Genomic DNA, 16,586 nt, shown 5'->3' with positions numbered 1-16,586 from the left:
CCCCGGCCCCCGGCCCGCCGCCCCACCCCGCCCCCCCCCCCCCCCCGCGGCGGGGCGCCGCCGCCCGGGGGGGCGCCACCGCTCGCCGTCGGCCCCCCCCCCCCGGCCGTGTTACGTACGCCGGTTCTCCTGCGCCGAGCTCCGGTGTACGCCCTCCCGACGGGAGGGGAAGCGGTCAGTCGTACCCGCGCGTGAGTAGGGGATGCCTACCCTCTCAGCGCGAGTCGCTGCCCGCCGTCTCGATGGCGGCGCGGCCTGCCTCCAGGCGCGCCACCGGGATGCGGAAGGGGGAGCAGGAGACGTAGTCCAGCCCCACCTCGTGGAAGAAGTGGACCGACTCCGGGTCGCCGCCGTGCTCGCCGCAGACGCCGAGCTTGAGGTCAGGGCGGGTGGCCCGGCCGGCCTCGACGGCGTGCTTGACGAGCGAGCCGACGCCGTCGCGGTCGATGGTCTCGAACGGGGAGACCCCGAAGATGCCCTTCTCCAGGTAGGCGGTGAAGAACGAGGCCTCCACGTCGTCCCGGGAGAAGCCCCAGACCGTCTGGGTCAGGTCGTTGGTGCCGAAGGAGAAGAACTCGGCGGCCTCGGCGATCTGACCGGCGGTCACCGCGGCGCGCGGCAGCTCGATCATGGTGCCGAGCTTGATCTCCAGCGTGACGCCGGTGGACTGGGCGACCTCGGCGAGCACCCGCTCGCACTCGTCGCGGACCAGCTCCAGCTCCTGGACGGTGCCGACCAGCGGGATCATCACCTCGGGGCGCGGGTCCCCGCCGGCCAGCTTGCGCTCGGCGGCGGCCTCGGCGATGGCCCGGACCTGCATGCCGAACAGGCCGGGGATGACCAGGCCGAGACGCACGCCGCGCAGGCCCAGCATCGGGTTCTGTTCGTGCAGCTTGTGCACCGCCTGGAGCAGGCGCAGGTCGTTCTCGTTCGGGTCCTTGCGGGCCTCGGCGAGGGCGACGCGCACCGACAGCTCGGTGATGTCGGGCAGGAACTCGTGCAGCGGCGGGTCGAGCAGGCGGACGGTGACGGGCAGGCCGTCCATCGCCTGGAAGAGCTCCAGGAAGTCGCCCTTCTGCAGCGGCAGCAGGGTGGAGAGGGCGAGCTCGCGGTCCTTGTCGTTGTCCGCGAGGATCAGGTGCTCGACCTCCTTGCGGCGCTCCTCGCCGAGGAACATGTGCTCGGTGCGGCACAGGCCGATGCCCTGGGCGCCGTAGCGGCGGGCGCGCGAGCCGTCCTCGGCGTTGTCGGCGTTGGCGCGCACGGCGAGGCGGCGGCGGCCGTCGGCGTGCGACATCAGCCGGTGGACGGCCTGGACCAGCCCGCCCTGGACGTCGGCGCCGGCGTGCAGCGTGCCCTCGAAGTACTCGACCACGGGGGAGGGCAGCACGGGCACCTCACCGAGGTAGACCTTGCCGCTGGCGCCGTCGATCGAGACGACGTCGCCCTCGTGGACCACCAGGCCGTCGGCGGTGGTGAACTTGCGGCCCTTGGTGTCGACCTCCAGCTCCTCGGCGCCGCAGACACAGGTCTTGCCCATGCCGCGGGCGACGACGGCGGCGTGCGAGGTCTTGCCGCCGCGCGAGGTGAGGATGCCCTCGGCCGCGATCATGCCGTCCAGGTCGTCCGGGTTGGTCTCGCGACGGACCAGGATGACCTTCTCGCCGGAGCGGGACCACTTGACGGCGGTGTAGGAGTCGAAGACGACCTTGCCGATCGCGGCGCCGGGCGAGGCGGCCAGGCCCCAGCCGATCTGCTTGGACTCGGCGGTCGGGGCGAAGCGCGGGAACATCAGCTGGGCCAGCTGGCCGCCGGTGACGCGCATCAGGGCCTCGTCCAGGTCGATCAGGCCCTGGTCGACCAGCTGGACGGCGATCCGGAAGGCGGCCGCGGCGGTGCGCTTGCCGACGCGGGTCTGCAGCATCCAGAGCTTGCCGCGCTCGATGGTGAACTCGATGTCGCAGAGGTCGCGGTAGTGGTTCTCGAGCTTCTGCATGATCGCCATCAGCTCGTCGTACGACTTCTTGTCGAGCTTCTCCAGCTCGGACAGCTGCAGCGTGTTGCGGATGCCGGCGACGACGTCCTCGCCCTGGGCGTTGGACAGGTAGTCGCCGTAGACGCCCTGGGTGCCGGTGGAGGGGTCGCGGGTGAAGGCGACGCCGGTGCCGGAGTCCTCGCCGAGGTTGCCGAAGACCATGGTGCAGACGTTGACCGCGGTGCCCAGGTCGTTCGGGATGCGCTCCTGGCGGCGGTACAGCCGGGCGCGGTCGCCGTTCCAGGAGTGGAAGACGGCGTGGATGGCGAGGTCCATCTGCTCGCGCGGATCCTGCGGGAAGGCCCGGCCGGTCTCGCGCTCGACGATGCCCTTGAACACCTCGACCAGTTCCCGGAGGTCGGAAGCGTCCAGGTCCAGGTCGTTGACGGTGCCCTTGGCGTGCTTGGCCTCGTCCAGGGCCTCCTCGAACAGCTCGCCGTCGACGCCCAGCACGGTCTTGCCGAACATCTGGACCAGGCGGCGGTAGGAGTCCCAGGCGAAGCGCTCGTTGCCGGACTGGGCGGCGAGGCCGGTCACCGAGGCGTCGGAGAGGCCGATGTTGAGGACGGTGTCCATCATGCCGGGCATGGAGAACTTGGCACCGGAACGGACGGAGACCAGGAGCGGGTTGTCGGCCTGGCCGAGCTTCTTGCCCATCTCCTGCTCGAGGGCGTCCAGGTGGGCGCTGATCTCCTCGTGCAGCGAGGTCGGCTCGCTACCCGTCTCCAGGAAGACCTTGCAGGCCTCGGTGGTGATGGTGAACCCGGGAGGGACGGGGAGCCCCAGGTTGGTCATCTCGGCCAGGTTCGCGCCCTTGCCGCCAAGAAGATCCTTGAGGTCCTTGTTTCCTTCGGTGAAGGAGTAAACAAACTTCTGCTGGGACGGCACGGGTCGGTCTCCTCGTACGCGGTTGCCCTGACGCCGGAGAACATACCCATTTCGAAGGCACTTCTCTGCCCTGAATAGGCCACACGAGGCCGGTACCGAGGGGTAACCAGCTAGATCGAAAGCGCATAAAGGCGTTCACCTCTGTTGGTGAAATCGTCCCCCTGACGCGAGGCTGCGTTCAAGTCTTGAAGGCGAGGAAACGGGAGATCGCCCGATCCGGACGCTGGGTAGCGACCGTGGGTCGGTCGCGTTGCCCCGGCTTGATTTCCTGCAGCCGGATCGGCCGATCCGCGTCGAACCGGCTTCGGGAAGCGATTCACACTCGACCTGTCCATTTCGTCCACTGACCTGCCGTCAGCCGCGCCCGCGTGTGGCAAGCGTCACCAGCCCGTCTCACGGCTCGACCGTAGGACGCCTGCGCCAATCGTCGCACTCCGTTCAGAGACGTGCTCACCGAGTGACAGTCGGGCGCCAAAAAGGAGCCCTCCTGTCCAGAATGGACAAAAGGGCTCCGACCGGGTGGCCAGCGGCCCGGGAGGGCCGACTTCGCCGCTATGGACAGATCATCCGCCGGAGGTGTCCGATTCGGCGTCCTCGCCCGGCCGGGCGCAGTCGTACGGATCGTCCAACCAGCCCTCGGGCAGGACGACCCGGCCGTTGCCGCTGGTGCGCCCGCGCGGGCCGTCCGCGCCGATCGGCCAGGTCTGGGTCTGCTCCACGTGGGCGAGGGTCTCGGCCAGTTCGGTCAGCGAGGAGGAGTTCGCCAGCTTCACCCGCAGCTCGGAGCCGACCGAGAAGCCCTTGGTGTACCAGGCGACGTGCTTGCGGAAGTCGATCACGCCGCGCGTCTCGTCCCCCAGCCACTCCCCGAGCAGCTGGGCGTGGCGCACCATCGCCCGGGCCACGTACTCGAATGTCGGGCGGGCGTAGCCAGTGCTTTCGAGGTCTCCCTCGAATCTCGACACCAGGTCCCTGAACAGCCACGGCCGGCCCAGGCAGCCGCGGCCCACCACGACGCCGTCACAGCCGGTCTCGCGCATCATCCGCAGCGCGTCGTCGGCCGACCAGATGTCCCCGTTGCCCAGCACCGGCACGTGCGCCGGGACGGCCTCGCGCAGCCGGGCGATCGCCGACCAGTCGGCCGTCCCGCCGTAGTGCTGGGCGGCGGTGCGGCCGTGCAGGGCGATCGCGGCCACGCCCTCCTCGGCGCCGATCCGGCCGGCGTCCAGGTAGGTGAGGTGGTCGTCGTCGATGCCCTTGCGCATCTTCATGGTCACCGGCAGGTCGCCGGCGTTGGCGACGGCCTCCCGCAGGATCTCGCGCAGCAGGTTGCGCTTGTACGGCAGCGCCGAGCCACCGCCCTTGCGGGTCACCTTGGGGACGGGGCAGCCGAAGTTGAGATCGATGTGGTCGGCCAGGCCCTCGTCCGCGATCATCCGGGCCGCCTTGCCGACGGTCCCCGGGTCCACCCCGTACAGCTGGATCGAGCGCGGCTTCTCGCTCGGGTCGAACTTGATCAGCTGCATGGTCTTGGCGTTGCGCTCGACCAGTGCCCGGGTGGTGATCATCTCCGAGACGTACAAACCCTTGCCGCCGCTCTGCTCGCGGCACAGGGTGCGGAACGGGGCGTTGGTGATGCCGGCCATCGGCGCCAGCACGACGGGCGGCCACACCTGGATCGGGCCGATGTCCAGCGGCGCGAACTCGGTCTCGGGCGCGGTGGGTGCGGGCGTGGCTGTCATGCGCGGCTGACCTCGGGTAGGGGGACGGGACTCTCCATTGTCCCCCACCCGGGTGAGCGGCGGTGCCCGGCTAGGACGACGGATTGATCGAGACCGAGCCCGAGGTGACCGCGGCGTGGATGGTGTCCGGGCTGGCGGTGTCCGCCAGCCCGGGGTCGATCTGGCCGCTGCCGCTGCCGACCTCGCTGGAGAAGGCGTAGCGGCTGCCCTTCGGCACCGTCATGGTCAGCGAGCCGGAGGTGGCCCGGGCGTCCACCGCGTGCGGGGCCTTGGTGAAGTACAGCTCCATCGAGCCCGAGTTGGTCGCCGCGGTCACCCGCTGCGCGCTCAGGTCGGTGCCCTGCACCGACCCGGAGGTGGTCTGCGCCCACACCTCGCCCGAGGTGCCCACCAGCGACAGCTGGCCGGAGGTCAGGTGCATCCGCACGCTCCCGCTCAGGCCCTCCACGGACACCGAGCCGGAGCTCACCGACCCGGTCACCTCGGTAGCGGCGGGCACCTCCAGCTCGATCTCGGCGCCGCAGCCGAAGTCGGCGATCGGCAGCACCAGCCGGCAGTGCATCCCGACGGTGAGCACGTCACCGTCGAAGGTGGCCGACACCACCGGCTTGCGCACCATCCAGTCCAGCCGCTGGCTGACCACCACATGGCCCTCGCGGCCCGCGTGCACCCGCACCGAGGCGCTGCCGGTCTCCAGCCTGACCTGGTGGATCACCACGTTGTACGGCTTGGTCGTGGTCGTCTGCTGCTGCGCCACCAGCGACCAGGTCTGCAGCCCCGCGGCGAGCATCACCAGGACGACCGCGAGCGTCCCGGTGACCCGCCAGGCCTTCGCCCCGTCCACGGCTACCCGACCTCCAGGAACCGCAGCACGGCCATCACCCGGCGGTGGCTGTCGTCGGCCGGGAGGTCCAGCTTGGTGAAGATCGAGTTGATGTGCTTGGCCACCGCGCTGTCGCTGACCACCAGGGCCGCCGCGATGGCCGCGTTGGAACGGCCCTCCGCCATCAGCGCCAGCACGTCCCGCTCGCGCGGCGTCAGCTTCTCCAGCGGGTCCCGGTGGCGGCGCACCAGCAGCTGGGCCACCACCTCCGGGTCCAGCGCGGTGCCGCCCTCGGCGACCCGCTGCAGCGCGTCCACGAAGTCGTCCACGTTGGCCACCCGCTGCTTGAGCAGGTAGCCGACGCCGCTGGTGTTGGTCGCCAGCAGGTCCGCCGCGTAGCGCTCCTCCACGTACTGGGAGAGCAGCAGCACCGCGACCTCCGGCCACTGCCGACGGATCACCATCGCCGCCTTGACGCCTTCGTCGGAGAAGCCCGGGGGCATCCGGACGTCCGCGACCACCACCCCCGGGCGGTGCTCCTCGACGGCGGCCAGCAGTTCCTCGGCGTCCCCGACGGCGGCCACCACCTCGTATCCCACCGCCTCCAGGACCTTGACCAGGCCGACCCTCAGCAGGACCGAGTCCTCGGCGATCACAGCACGCACGGCAACTCCACGGTGATGGTGGTGGGGCCCCCGAGGGGGCTGAGAACGGACAGCGTGCCGTCGACGGAGGCGGCGCGCTTGCGCAGACCGGTGAGCCCGGTGCCACGCGAGGGGTCCGCGCCGCCCACGCCGTCGTCGCTGATGATCAGGCGCAGCCGGTCGCCGACGGTCCGCACCGACACGTCGACCTGCTCGGCCCGGGCGTGCTTGGCCACGTTGGTGAGCGCCTCGGAGACGGTGAAGTAGGCGACCGCCTCGACTGTCGGGGCGATCTGCCCGGACAGCTCGACGTCCAGGCGCACCGGCAGCGGGGCGCGGGCGGCGATCCCGGACAGCGCCGCATCCAGACCGCGGTCCTCCAGGACGGCCGGGTGCAGGCCGCGGACCAGGTCGCGCAGCTCGTCGATGGCCGCCTGGGCCTCCTCGTGCGCCTCCACGATCACCTGCATCACCTCGGGCGGCACGTCCTTGAGGGTGCGCCGGGCCAGGCCCAGGTTCATCGCGAGGGAGGTCAGGCGCTGCTGGGCACCGTCGTGCAGGTCGCGCTCGATCCGGCGGCGCTCGGCGTCCACCGCGTCGACCAGGCCGGCCCGGCTCTCGGCGATCTCCTCGACCCGCTGCTCCAGCTGCTCCGCCCGGTTGGGGCCGAGCAACTGCCGCGCGGCGCGCACCTCCAGCCAGGCCGACAGGCCCGCCAGCCAGGGGGCCGCGACCGCCAGTGCCAGGCCGCCGGCCGTGAGCCCGAGCAGTACGGGCCACTCCCCGCGCAGCCCGCTGGTGGGAGGCATCAGCCAGCTCCAGCCGAACACCGTGGCCAGCACCAGGGCCGCGCCCCAGACGTACACCACCGCCAGCGCGCCGAGCGCCAGCAGCGGGCCGACCGCCAGGTGGTAGACGGCCTGCCGCCAGGTCAGGACCAGACGCAGCCGACCCAGCAGCCGACTCGGGGAGTCCCCGGGGCGCGGCGGCGGCACCTCCACCCCGTACAGGGCGTGCAGCCGGCCGCGCTGGGCGGCGGTCAGCGGGCGGGTGCAGGTCAGTACGACCGCGAGGACCGGGAACAGCAGACTGGACTCGGTGACGGCCAGCCAGACCGGCACGGCCATGGGTATTCCGGCGGCTATGAAGCGGGTGTCCCGCCAGGCCTCGGCCGACCACGGTGGCCGCCGGAGGCTCCTGACGAGCGCTCGGCGCAACGTGGTGGAGGGCATGACGGACAGCGTAGGGCCCGGTGATCATCGCCCACCATGAAGGGGGGTGCCCGGTGGGGGTGTAGCTAGATACACCCCCGATTCGGTGTGCCGCACCACCGACAACGGGCCCCTCGCGGCGGCAGGCTGGGGGCCATGACGAGCACCGCATCGCACTCCGCCACTCCGCCGCACGGGCGGCCCGTCCCCGGGAACCACGGGGGTGTTCCCGGGGGCGCGCTCCGCCCGGCGCCGGGGCCGGAGGGGGCGCTGCCCACCGGGGCCGGGCCCTGGTCGGTCCGCAGCGTCGGGTCCGGCCGCGGCCGGGCCGCGCTGGAGCTGTACCAGCACGGCGAGTTGGCCGACGTCCTGGTCGCCGCCCGGCTCGCGCCGCAGCTGGTGCGCGGTGCGCGGCGCAGCCCGTCCGCCGGGCGCGGCTCGTACGTGCTCGCCTGGGGGCGGCTGCCCGCCGACGGCTCGGCCCCCTCGGTGGTGTTCACCGGCGGGTGGCGGCCGTTCCGTACGGTCCGGGCGGCGGCGGCCGAGGTGGTCACGGTGGCCGGGCAGTTCTGGCTCGCCTTGGCCGAGGGGCCGTACGACACGGTGCTGGTCGAGCACCCGGCGGGCGGGCCCGCCGAGCGGCTGGCGCTGCAGCGGGTGCGGGAGCGGCGGGCGGCCTCGTTCGGGGGTGCCGCATGAGTGTCGCCGTCGTCTCCGGCGCTTCGGCGTACGTCCTGCCGGAGCAGCTCCGGAAGCTGCCGCGGCTGGCGGCCTTCGGGCTGCTGCCCTGGCTGATGGTCCTGGCCGTCAACCACGAGACCCCGTGGGTGGTGCTGGACCTCGCGGAGTTCGCCGCCCTGCTGTCGCTGGACGCGCTGCTGCGCCGGCGCAGTGCCGCCGCCCCCTGGCTGGGCGGGGTGGTGGCGCTGCTGCTGGCCGGGGACGCACTGGTCGACATCGCCTTCGCCGGGCCGGGGCACGCGGTGCTCGCCGCGCTGGTGATGGCGTGCTGCGTCGAACTTCCGCTGGCGGCGGTGTCCCTGCTGCTCGGGCGCGAGGCGATACGCGGCTAGCGCCCGAGCAGCCGGGCCTCAGCGCCGGACGGGCAGCTTGTCCATCAGGACGCGGGTCTCCTCGTCCAGCGGGGTGTAGCTGATCATGCGCGTCCCGAGCCGGGGGCTGAGCCAGAAGTTGGTGTAGTCGCAGCGCAACAGGCCCACGCCCGGCACCTGGAAACGCTTGATCCCGTTGCCCGGCCCCATCACCTCGTGCCGCTGCCACTCCTCCTCGAAGTCCGGCGAGGCCTTGAGCAGCCGGGCCAGCAGCGCCTTCCAGGCCGGCTCGGCCGAGTGCTCGGCCATCGCGGCGCGGAACCGGGCCACCATGCCGAGGCGTTCCGTCCGGTAGTCGATCAGCACCTCGCGGAACCGCGAGGGGGTGAACGCCAGCCACATCAGGTTCCGCTCCTCCAGCGGCAGTTCACCGAGGTCGCCGACGATGGCGGTGTACGGCACGTTGTGCGCCAGGATCTCGTAACGGGAGTTGACCACCGCGGCCGGGTACGGCGCCATCTGCTCCAGCACCAGGCGCACGCTCGGCGTCACCGAGGGGCACTCCGTCACCGGCGCCGGGTCCTCCGCGCCGGCCAGGGTGAACAGGTGCGCCCGCTCGCTCGGGTCCAGCAGCAGCGCCCGGGCCACCGCGTCCAGCACCTGGGCGGACACCTGGATGTCCCGCCCCTGTTCCAGCCAGGTGTACCAGGTCACCCCGACGGCGGCCAGCTGCGCCACCTCTTCCCGGCGCAGCCCCGGGGTGCGGCGGCGGCCGGTCATCGGCAGGCCCACCTGCTCGGGCGCGATGCGCTCGCGACGGCTGCGCAGGAACGCCGCCAGGTCGTGCCGGCGGGCCTCGTCCGGGGTGCCGCGGTGCGGTCCGGCGAAAGCGGGACGGGCTTGCGCGGCCGGGGTCATCAGGCTCATGCTCCCCAGCATGCGCCACGCCGCAGCCTGTTGCCAGGTACTTCTTATACCTGGATAACCACACTCTGGTACCAGGGTACGAAGCGGCGGATCGTATGACCCGTGACTCAACAACTCGCCGTCGCCCCGGCCCCGACCCGGACCGCCCCCGCAGCCGCTCCCCACACCCCCACCCTCGGCACCGCCGGGCTGGTCACCGTCCTGCTCGGCGCCTTCCTGCCGATGCTCGACTTCTTCATCGTCAACGTCGCCCTGCCCACCATCGACAAGGACCTGGCCGCCGGACCCGCCGTCCTGGAACTCGTCGCCGCCGGCTACGGCATCGCCTTCGCCGTCCTGCTCGTCCTCGGCGGGCGACTCGGCGACATCTTCGGCCGCCGCCGGCTCTTCGTCGCCGGCGCCGCCGCCTTCGCCCTCACCTCGCTGGCCTGCGGCCTCGCCCCCGACGCGTGGTCCCTGGTCGCCGCCCGGGCCGCCCAGGGCGCCTCGGCCGCACTGCTGATCCCGCAGGTGCTCGGCACCATCACCGCCGCCACCGACGGCGCCCGGCGCGGCCGCGCACTCAGCATCTACGGCGCGGTCGGCGGCATCTCCGTGGTGATCGGGCAGGTGCTCGGCGGGATGCTCGTCGCCGCCGACCTGTTCGGCACCGGCTGGCGCTCGGTCTTCCTGCTGAACGTGCCGTTCGCGCTGCTCGCCGTCGTCCTCGCCGTCCGGTACGTGCCGGAGAGCCGGGCCACCCAGGCCGCCGCCGTGGACGTCCCCGGCACCGCCCTGCTCACCGCCACCCTGCTCTCGCTGCTCGTCCCGCTGATGGAGGGCCGCGCGGCCGGCTGGCCGCTCTGGTCCTGGGTGCTGCTCGCCCTGTTCCCGGTGTTCGCCACCGCCTTCGCCCTGGTCGAGCGCCGCGCCGAACAGCGCGGAGCCGTCCCGCTGGTGCCGCCCACCCTGCTGCGGATCCCCGAGATGCGGCGCGGCCTCGGCATCGCCCTCCCCTACTTCGCGGGCTTCGGCGGCTTCATGTTCGTCATCGCCGTCGCCCTCCAGCAGGGCCTGAAGCTCGGCGTGGTCGCGGCCGGCTGGGCGCTCGTCCCGATGGCAGTCGGCTACTTCACCGCCTCGCTCTCCGGCCCGCGGCTGATCGGCCGCTGGGGCAGCCGGGTGCTCAGCGCCGGCGCCGTCGTCCAGGCCATCGGCCTCGCCACCATCGCCCTGACCGTGCTCGCCGACGCGGACCACTTCTCCCCGCTGCGGATGGCGCCCGGCGTCGCCCTCGCGGGCATCGGCCAGGGCCTGATCGGCACCCCGCTGTTCCGGGTCGTCCTCTCCAAGGTGCCCGCCGCCCGGGCCGGCGTCGGCAGCGGCGTCCTCGCCACCAGCCAGCAGGCCAGCCTCGCCCTCGGCGTCGCCACCCTCGGCACCCTCTACCTCTCCCTCTCCCCCAGCCTCGGCATGGGCCGGGCGCTCGCCCTGTGCCTGGGCATCCAGCTGCTCGGCTCCTTCACCGTGCTGTACCTGACCACCCGCCTGCCCCGCTCCATCGGCTGAGCCCGCGGGCCCACGGGCCCCGGGCGACGGCGAACGGCCCCGCGATCGGTTCCTCCCGATCGCGGGGCCGCTTTCGCATGACGCTCGTCGGGTGAAATCGACGCACGCTGCTCGCGATCGCCGCACGGTCACTGGGTCCCGCCCGCGATCGACGTCCAACTCCCTTCGGCTACTGAGGCTCTCCGCAGGATGCGCGAGGAAGAAGACCGTTGATCTACCTCGACTCCTGCGCGATCCTCAAGCTTCTGCTTCCAGAGGCCGAATCTGCCGCACTCCGCACGTACCTCTCCTCGCACGGCTCCGAGGGCCATGCGACCAGCGTGCTGGCCCAGGTCGAGGTCCCGCGCGCGCTCATCCGGATCGGCGCGCCGCAGCAGGTGCTGGACGCCGCGGCGGACCTGCTCGACCGCATGCTCCGCATTCGCCTCTCCGACCCGATCCTTCGGGCCGCCAGCCGCTTCCCCACCCGGCACCTGCGCACGCTCGACGCCATTCACCTGGCCAGTGCCGAGCACCTGGAACACGCGCTCACCGCCTTCGTCACATACGACAAGCGCCTCGCCGAAGCGGCTGACGAACGTGACCTGCCGATCAGCTCGCCCGGCTCGGTGCCGGGCACCGAGCGCAGCGGCGATCCCGCATAGCTGTCGTCAGCCCGGTGCCGGCCCACTGGCGGGAGTCGAAGGACGGGCCCTATGGCGCCAGCGCACCGATGAAACCGTCCAGTCGCGTGACGACCTCGCGCAGGGTGTCGACCGAGGCGATCGGGTCGTGGGGCACTTCGAGGCCGTGGTCGGCGGCGGGCAGTTCCAGGACCTGGTGACCGGTCGAGTCGGCGGCGGCCCGGTTCCACGCCGGGGCCGCTGGCGCCAGGGCGATCGAGGCGAAGGCGGCCAGTGCCCCGGCGGTGCCGACCGCTCCGGCCAGCGCACCGCCCAGCAACGCGCCCACCGGGATGACGAGTTGGCCGATCGAACGGGACATGAACATCAGGGCGGACACGGCTCCGCGAGAGGGTGGAGGAGTGGCTCCGGGGGCGGCTCCCGCGTTCTCATCTGCCATGCGCCCCAAGCTACTTCATCCATCCGATGCGCCGAGATCCGTACCGCATCACGCTGGTTGGTGCAATGATCGAGCCCGGAGGAAGGGGATTCCATGGGCTTCGTTCTCGCATTCCTGGTCGCCCTCGTGGCCACCATCGTCGGCACCACCCTCTTCCTGGTGCGCCGGGAGCGGGCTCGCCGACGTTGGGCGGGCGCGAGCGAGGGCCTGCTGATCGAGCAGTACCGGACCGCCCAGGCCGCCCGGATCCGCTACGCCTACACCAGTGCGTCCATGCACCACGGCAATGGGCTAATCACCGACGAGCTGCACAAACACCACTCCTGAGGATGCGAACGGGCGGGCGCGGGGCGGGCGGAAACCCGCGTGCAGCGGCCGCTCGGCCCGGGGACACTACCCGCATGACCTCCGAAGCCGTCCGGACGCCGCAGCAGTCGGCCCTCGACCACGTGGCCGCGCTGTCCTCGGGCCCGCCCGTCGATCCGACCCTGCGGGTGACCCTCAACTTCCACCCGGACCGCTCCTCCCACGGCAGGCCGATCCTGGACGCCCTCGCCCAGGGCGGCGTCTACCTCTCCCAGTTCGCCACCGGCACGAGCAACGGCGGCCTGACCGCCCACCCCGGCGGGGACCGCTGGCGCTGGGAGAGCCGGATCTTCAACCGCGCCTACGACGAAGCCGCGCCCGCCGAGCGGCCCACCTACGGGGCGCTGGACTACCGCCGCAATCCGGTCGGCGCCGCGCCGCGCTTCGGCTCCGCCCACTTCCGGCTCGCCGCCCCCGCACTGGAGCGCACCACCTTCTGCTACCCGGACAGCTTCCTGGCGCCCACGGACTTCGGCACCTCGGGCCGCATGCGGCTGGTCGAACTCGCCCTGGCCGACCGCCGGGACGCCCTCGACGACTACATCGAGGCACAGGTCCACGGCCCGGTCCGGCTCGCCCACGACATCGAGGCCCTGGTGCTGGACCCCTGCTACCGGGGCACGGCCGTCGAGGAGGCCGCCCGCCGCCTCCCCTCCCCGGTGGAGTGGCACCCCGGCTTCCAGCTCACCGTCCAGGAGCTCCGTCGGCATCCCGACTACCGGGGGCAGGAGTTCGTCGACCTGGGCGCCGAGATCGCCGTGGACGGCGCGCTCGATCCGCGCATCGTCGGCGCCGCCGTCGAGACCGGCCGGCACGACCCGCAGGCGGTCAAGAAGGTGTGGCACTACCTCGCCCGCTTCGGCTCACCCGCGACGCGCACCACCGCACCGAGCTGAGCGGACGTCACGACCCGAGCGGCCCGAGCGACCCGAGCGGCCCCGGCGGCGCCAGCGGTCCCAGTGCCGCCGGCGGCACCGCGCCGGCGGCGGCCGAGCCGAGCAGCAGGGCGGCCAGGTCGTGCGGCGGCGCCGGTTCGCCGGTCGGGGTCGCCGCCGCGATGCGGTCCAGCCGGAAGCCCCGGCCGGCCTGCCGGGTGCGGCACCAGGCGATCAGGTACCACTTGCCCCCGGCGGTGAGCAGCCCGGCCGGTTCGACCGTCCGGTCGCTCTCCCGCCCGGCCGCGTCCAGGTAGGACAGCCGCAGCACCGTGCTCTCGGTGAGGGCCTGCTCGACGGCCGTCCGGACCGACTCGGCGGTGCGGGTCGGCAGGGCGACGATCCGGGCGGCGAGCTGCTGTGCCGCCGTGGAGGCGGGCCCGCTCATCGAGGCCGCGATCTTCTGCGAGGCCGTGCGGGCCGCACCGGCGTACGGGGCGGAGGTGTCGGCCGCGGCGAGCGCGGCGACCAGGGCCGAGGCCTCGTCGGGGGTGAAGCGGATCGGCGGGAGGGTCATCGCCGGGTCGATCGACCAGCCGCCGCCGCGCCCGGTGGTGGTGCGCACCGGGACGCCCGCTTCCATCAGCGCCTGGAGGTCGCGCTGCACCGTACGGGTGCTCACCTCGAAGCGCGCGGCGAGCGCGGCGACCGTCAGCGATCGGGGCGCCGCCGCGCGCAACTCCTCCACCAGTGCGTAGAGCCGAGGGGTGCGGTCCATGCGGCCGACGCTACCGTCCCGCGGTGGCCAGGAAGTCCCGCTCCCGCCGGTGCTCGCGCTCGGTGACGGTCAGCGGGAACAGGGTGAAGCCGTGCATCGCGCCGGCCACGACGTCGAGCCGGACGGGCGCCCCGGTCGCCTGCCACCGCTGGGCGAGGAAGCGCGAGTCGTCCAGCAGCGGGTCCTCGGTGCCGACGACCATCCGGGCGGGCGGCAGGCCGGTCAGGTCGGCGTACAGCGGGGAGACCTCCGGGTCGCGGCGCTGCTCGGGGGTCAGGCCGGGCGTGAAGAGCTCGTAACTCCCCCGGACCGACTCGGTGTTGCTCAGCAGCCGCCGGGAGCCGAACAACCGCTGGCTGGGCGTCATCGACAGGTCGTACGAGCCGAAGGCCAGGTGGGCGGCCCGGAACGCGCCGGTGACGCCGTGCCGGTCGCGCAGGCGGAGCAGGGTCAGGACGGTGAGGTGGGCGCCGGCCGACTCGCCGCCGATCAGCAGCCGCCGGGTGCCGAACTCGGCCTCGGCGTGCTCCACCAGCCAGCGGGCGGCCGCCTCGCAGTCGTCGGGTCCGGCGGGGAAGGGGTGTTCGGGCGCCAGGCGGTAGTCCACGCTGACCACGGCCAGCCGGGCTTCCGTGGCGAGGCGCCACAGCTTCTCGTCCTGCCCGCCCGCCGAGCCGAAGGCCCAGCCGCCGCCGTGGATGTGCAGGTACACGCCGTCGACGTGCTCGGGGACGAAGGTCCGGATCGTGACCCCGTCCGGAAGGACGCGGTCACGGCCCTGCGGCAGCCGCACCGGGGGCGTGTCGCCGCCGAGGCGGTTGGTCCGCAGGTGTTCGAGCGTGGCGGCGTCCACGGTTCGGCCGCGGGGCGGGCGGAGTGCGGCGGCGGCCTCGAACTGCTCGTTGAAGGCCAGGGTCTCGGTGAGGCAGTCCTCGTCGGTGATCGTCATGGGTCGATCCTCATGGCCGTCCGCGACAACCCCATGTCACCCTTTTTCGGTGACCTGCGTCACATTCCCCATTCGCGGAAGGATCAGCCGGTGACGGTGGGGAGCTTGGCGGTCAGCGCGGCGGGGACCTTCACCACGTCCGCGTAGCTGTAGCGGCCGGAGTCGAAGTCGGCGGCCGCCAGGGCCTGCTTGCCGCCGCCGACGACCCGCCACACGGTGGTGGCGTCGGGCGAGAGCAGCAGGGTGCCGTCGGCGGGGACGGTCCTGGCGGCGGCGCCGCCGAGCCAGCTGCCGGGCACACCCATCAGGGCCTGGGTGTCGTAGCCGAGGCCGGTGTAGTCGGTGCCGGTGAGCGGGACGGCCAGGCCGCCGGCCATCACGTAGACGGTGGGGTTGGCGCCGGAGGCGTCCTTGACGACGGTGCCGTTGCGCAGGGGCTTGGCGGCGGCTCCCTGCAGCCAGGCCTCGGGGGCGCCCATCAGGGCCTGCTTGTCGTAGCCGTCGGCGGTCCACTCGTCGGCGGAGATGTGCAGGGCGGTGCCGTTGACCATGACGTAGATCGAGGGATCGGTGCCGCCCTGGCCGGTGACGACGGTGCCGGTGGGCAGGGTGGCGTTCGCGGCGGCGGCCAGCCAGCCACCCGGCACGCCCATGTCGGCGCGGGTGTTGTAGCCGTCGGCGGTCCACTCGGAGCCGGAGATCGGCAGGGCGGCGCCGTCGACGACGACGTAGCGGGCCGCGCCGCCGGCCTGGTCGTGGACGACGAGCCCGGTCGGGAGGGTGGCGCCGGCGGCGCCCTGCAGCCAGGCGCTGGGCACCCCGAGGTCGGCCCGGGTGTTGTAGCCGGCGGCCGTCCAGTCCGCACCGGAGATCCGCAGCGCGACGCCGGCCACCATCACGTAGCGGTCGGCGCCGCCGGCTTGGTCGTGCACGACGGTGCCCGGCGGCGGGGTGGTGGGCAGGGCGTTGAAGCGGGCGTCGTCGACGGTGACGACCTTGCCGAGGTCGTAGCCGTCGGGCGCGACGTCGGAGCCGGCGACCGGCACGCCCGCGCCGTTGATCAGGATCCTGACGTCGGGGCCGGCCGGGGACTTGACCAGGGTGCCGGTGGGAAGCGAGGCCGGGTCGGGGTAGGAGCTGGTGGCCGGGTACGGGTCGGCGTGGTCGTTGAGCAGCGGGCCGCGGCACTTGGCGGCCCAGGCGGTGGGGCCCTGACCGGCCAGGACCTTCTCACCGATCAGGATCTGCTGCTGCTTGGTGGCCTGGTTGGCGTAGGGCGCGTACTGGGCGCCGCCGTAGGCGAGCCAGGTGCTCTGGGTGAACTGGAGGCCGCCGTAGTAGCCGTTGTGGGTGTTGATGCTCCAGTTGCCGCTGCTCTCGCACTGGGCGACCTGGTCCCAGCTGGCCACGGAGGCCGCCGAGGCCTGGCCGGCGCCGAGGACGAGCGGGGCGGCGAGGCCGAGCAGGACGGTGGCGGCGGCGAGTACGGGCTGCTTGCGGGCGGCGGCGGTCATGGTGGTGGAACCCCCTGGGGCGTGGCGCGGGTCGGTGGTCGGGGAGGGCCGGGGGGGCCGGGCCGGGGGGGGGGGGCGGGGCGCCCCGGGGGGGGGGGCGGGGGGGGGGGGTGCAGGCGGTTAAATACGTTGGCCACCCCGCAGGCTTTTTAGGGTTGTGCGGCCGGGAACC

16 protein-coding genes are annotated in these 16,586 nt (G+C 73.0%); 6 read left to right on the top strand and 10 right to left on the bottom strand.

Annotated elements, in window-relative coordinates; all coding sequences use genetic code 11:
* Positions 1 to 214 precede the first annotated feature (214 nt).
* The 5 genes from ppdK to ACIG5E_RS26950 all read right to left on the bottom strand — a co-directional run bounded on the left by ppdK (position 215) and on the right by ACIG5E_RS26950 (position 7,364).
* Positions 215 to 2,923, bottom strand: a complete 2,709-nt coding sequence (gene ppdK / locus ACIG5E_RS26970) for a pyruvate, phosphate dikinase (protein ID WP_396537527.1) — start codon at positions 2,921 to 2,923, stop codon at positions 215 to 217.
* A 563-nt stretch (positions 2,924 to 3,486) separates the two neighbouring features.
* Entirely contained in the window at positions 3,487 to 4,665 is a 1,179-nt protein-coding gene (gene dusB, locus ACIG5E_RS26965; RefSeq protein WP_396537525.1) for a tRNA dihydrouridine synthase DusB, read from the bottom strand.
* A 70-nt stretch (positions 4,666 to 4,735) separates the two neighbouring features.
* On the bottom strand, positions 4,736 to 5,509 hold the full coding sequence (locus ACIG5E_RS26960; RefSeq protein WP_396537523.1) for a DUF4097 family beta strand repeat-containing protein: 774 nt from the start codon (positions 5,507 to 5,509) through the stop codon (positions 4,736 to 4,738).
* A 2-nt stretch (positions 5,510 to 5,511) separates the two neighbouring features.
* Positions 5,512 to 6,153, bottom strand: coding sequence for a response regulator (locus ACIG5E_RS26955; RefSeq protein ID WP_396537521.1), 642 nt, complete (start codon positions 6,151 to 6,153; stop codon positions 5,512 to 5,514).
* Positions 6,141 to 7,364, bottom strand: a complete 1,224-nt coding sequence (locus tag ACIG5E_RS26950; protein WP_396537519.1) for a histidine kinase — start codon at positions 7,362 to 7,364, stop codon at positions 6,141 to 6,143. The genes ACIG5E_RS26955 and ACIG5E_RS26950 overlap by 13 nt, the downstream gene beginning before the upstream one ends.
* Before the next feature lie 135 nt (positions 7,365 to 7,499).
* Here ACIG5E_RS26950 and ACIG5E_RS26945 point away from each other — a divergent pair, with 135 nt between their 5' ends.
* Together ACIG5E_RS26945 and ACIG5E_RS26940 are read left to right on the top strand one after the other, a co-directional pair.
* Complete coding sequence (locus ACIG5E_RS26945) at positions 7,500 to 8,042, top strand: hypothetical protein (protein WP_396537517.1); 543 nt, start codon at positions 7,500 to 7,502, stop codon at positions 8,040 to 8,042.
* Complete coding sequence (locus tag ACIG5E_RS26940; protein ID WP_396537515.1) at positions 8,039 to 8,416, top strand: hypothetical protein; 378 nt, start codon at positions 8,039 to 8,041, stop codon at positions 8,414 to 8,416. The genes ACIG5E_RS26945 and ACIG5E_RS26940 overlap by 4 nt, the downstream gene beginning before the upstream one ends.
* A gap of 18 nt (positions 8,417 to 8,434) precedes the next feature.
* Here ACIG5E_RS26940 and ACIG5E_RS26935 read toward each other — a convergent pair whose 3' ends face one another.
* Complete coding sequence (locus ACIG5E_RS26935) at positions 8,435 to 9,313, bottom strand: helix-turn-helix transcriptional regulator (protein WP_396537575.1); 879 nt, start codon at positions 9,311 to 9,313, stop codon at positions 8,435 to 8,437.
* Positions 9,314 to 9,424: 111 nt separating this feature from the next.
* Here ACIG5E_RS26935 and ACIG5E_RS26930 point away from each other — a divergent pair, with 111 nt between their 5' ends.
* Both ACIG5E_RS26930 and ACIG5E_RS26925 read left to right on the top strand, forming a co-directional pair.
* Positions 9,425 to 10,870, top strand: coding sequence for an MFS transporter (locus ACIG5E_RS26930; protein ID WP_396537514.1), 1,446 nt, complete (start codon positions 9,425 to 9,427; stop codon positions 10,868 to 10,870).
* A gap of 209 nt (positions 10,871 to 11,079) precedes the next feature.
* A complete protein-coding gene (locus ACIG5E_RS26925) occupies positions 11,080 to 11,514 on the top strand; it encodes a type II toxin-antitoxin system VapC family toxin (RefSeq protein WP_396537512.1) in 435 nt (144 codons plus the stop codon).
* Between the two features lie 49 nt (positions 11,515 to 11,563).
* Here ACIG5E_RS26925 and ACIG5E_RS26920 read toward each other — a convergent pair whose 3' ends face one another.
* Positions 11,564 to 11,872 carry a hypothetical protein gene (locus ACIG5E_RS26920; RefSeq protein ID WP_396537510.1) on the bottom strand — a complete coding sequence of 103 codons (309 nt, stop codon included), beginning with the start codon at positions 11,870 to 11,872 and terminating at the stop codon, positions 11,564 to 11,566.
* A 153-nt stretch (positions 11,873 to 12,025) separates the two neighbouring features.
* Here ACIG5E_RS26920 and ACIG5E_RS26915 point away from each other — a divergent pair, with 153 nt between their 5' ends.
* Together ACIG5E_RS26915 and ACIG5E_RS26910 are read left to right on the top strand one after the other, a co-directional pair.
* Positions 12,026 to 12,259, top strand: coding sequence for a hypothetical protein (locus ACIG5E_RS26915; protein WP_396537508.1), 234 nt, complete (start codon positions 12,026 to 12,028; stop codon positions 12,257 to 12,259).
* Positions 12,260 to 12,333: 74 nt separating this feature from the next.
* Complete coding sequence (locus ACIG5E_RS26910) at positions 12,334 to 13,194, top strand: DUF3626 domain-containing protein (RefSeq protein WP_396537506.1); 861 nt, start codon at positions 12,334 to 12,336, stop codon at positions 13,192 to 13,194.
* A 7-nt stretch (positions 13,195 to 13,201) separates the two neighbouring features.
* On the opposite strand, the gene ACIG5E_RS26905 is transcribed toward ACIG5E_RS26910, so the two are convergent.
* The 3 genes from ACIG5E_RS26905 to ACIG5E_RS26895 all read right to left on the bottom strand — a co-directional run bounded on the left by ACIG5E_RS26905 (position 13,202) and on the right by ACIG5E_RS26895 (position 16,414).
* Positions 13,202 to 13,951 (bottom strand): helix-turn-helix transcriptional regulator, encoded by a 750-nt coding sequence (locus tag ACIG5E_RS26905; protein WP_396537504.1) that lies wholly within the window; start codon positions 13,949 to 13,951, stop codon positions 13,202 to 13,204.
* A 10-nt stretch (positions 13,952 to 13,961) separates the two neighbouring features.
* Positions 13,962 to 14,900 carry an alpha/beta hydrolase gene (locus ACIG5E_RS26900; protein WP_396537502.1) on the bottom strand — a complete coding sequence of 313 codons (939 nt, stop codon included), beginning with the start codon at positions 14,898 to 14,900 and terminating at the stop codon, positions 13,962 to 13,964.
* Positions 14,901 to 14,983: 83 nt separating this feature from the next.
* Positions 14,984 to 16,414 carry a transglycosylase family protein gene (locus ACIG5E_RS26895; protein WP_396537500.1) on the bottom strand — a complete coding sequence of 477 codons (1,431 nt, stop codon included), beginning with the start codon at positions 16,412 to 16,414 and terminating at the stop codon, positions 14,984 to 14,986.
* Positions 16,415 to 16,586 lie beyond the last annotated feature (172 nt).

Origin of the sequence: Kitasatospora sp. NPDC053057, from assembly GCF_044546945.1 — a bacterium.
Taxonomy (GTDB): Bacteria; Actinomycetota; Actinomycetes; order Streptomycetales; family Streptomycetaceae; genus Kitasatospora.
This window is presented reverse-complemented; position numbering and strand designations above follow the sequence as displayed.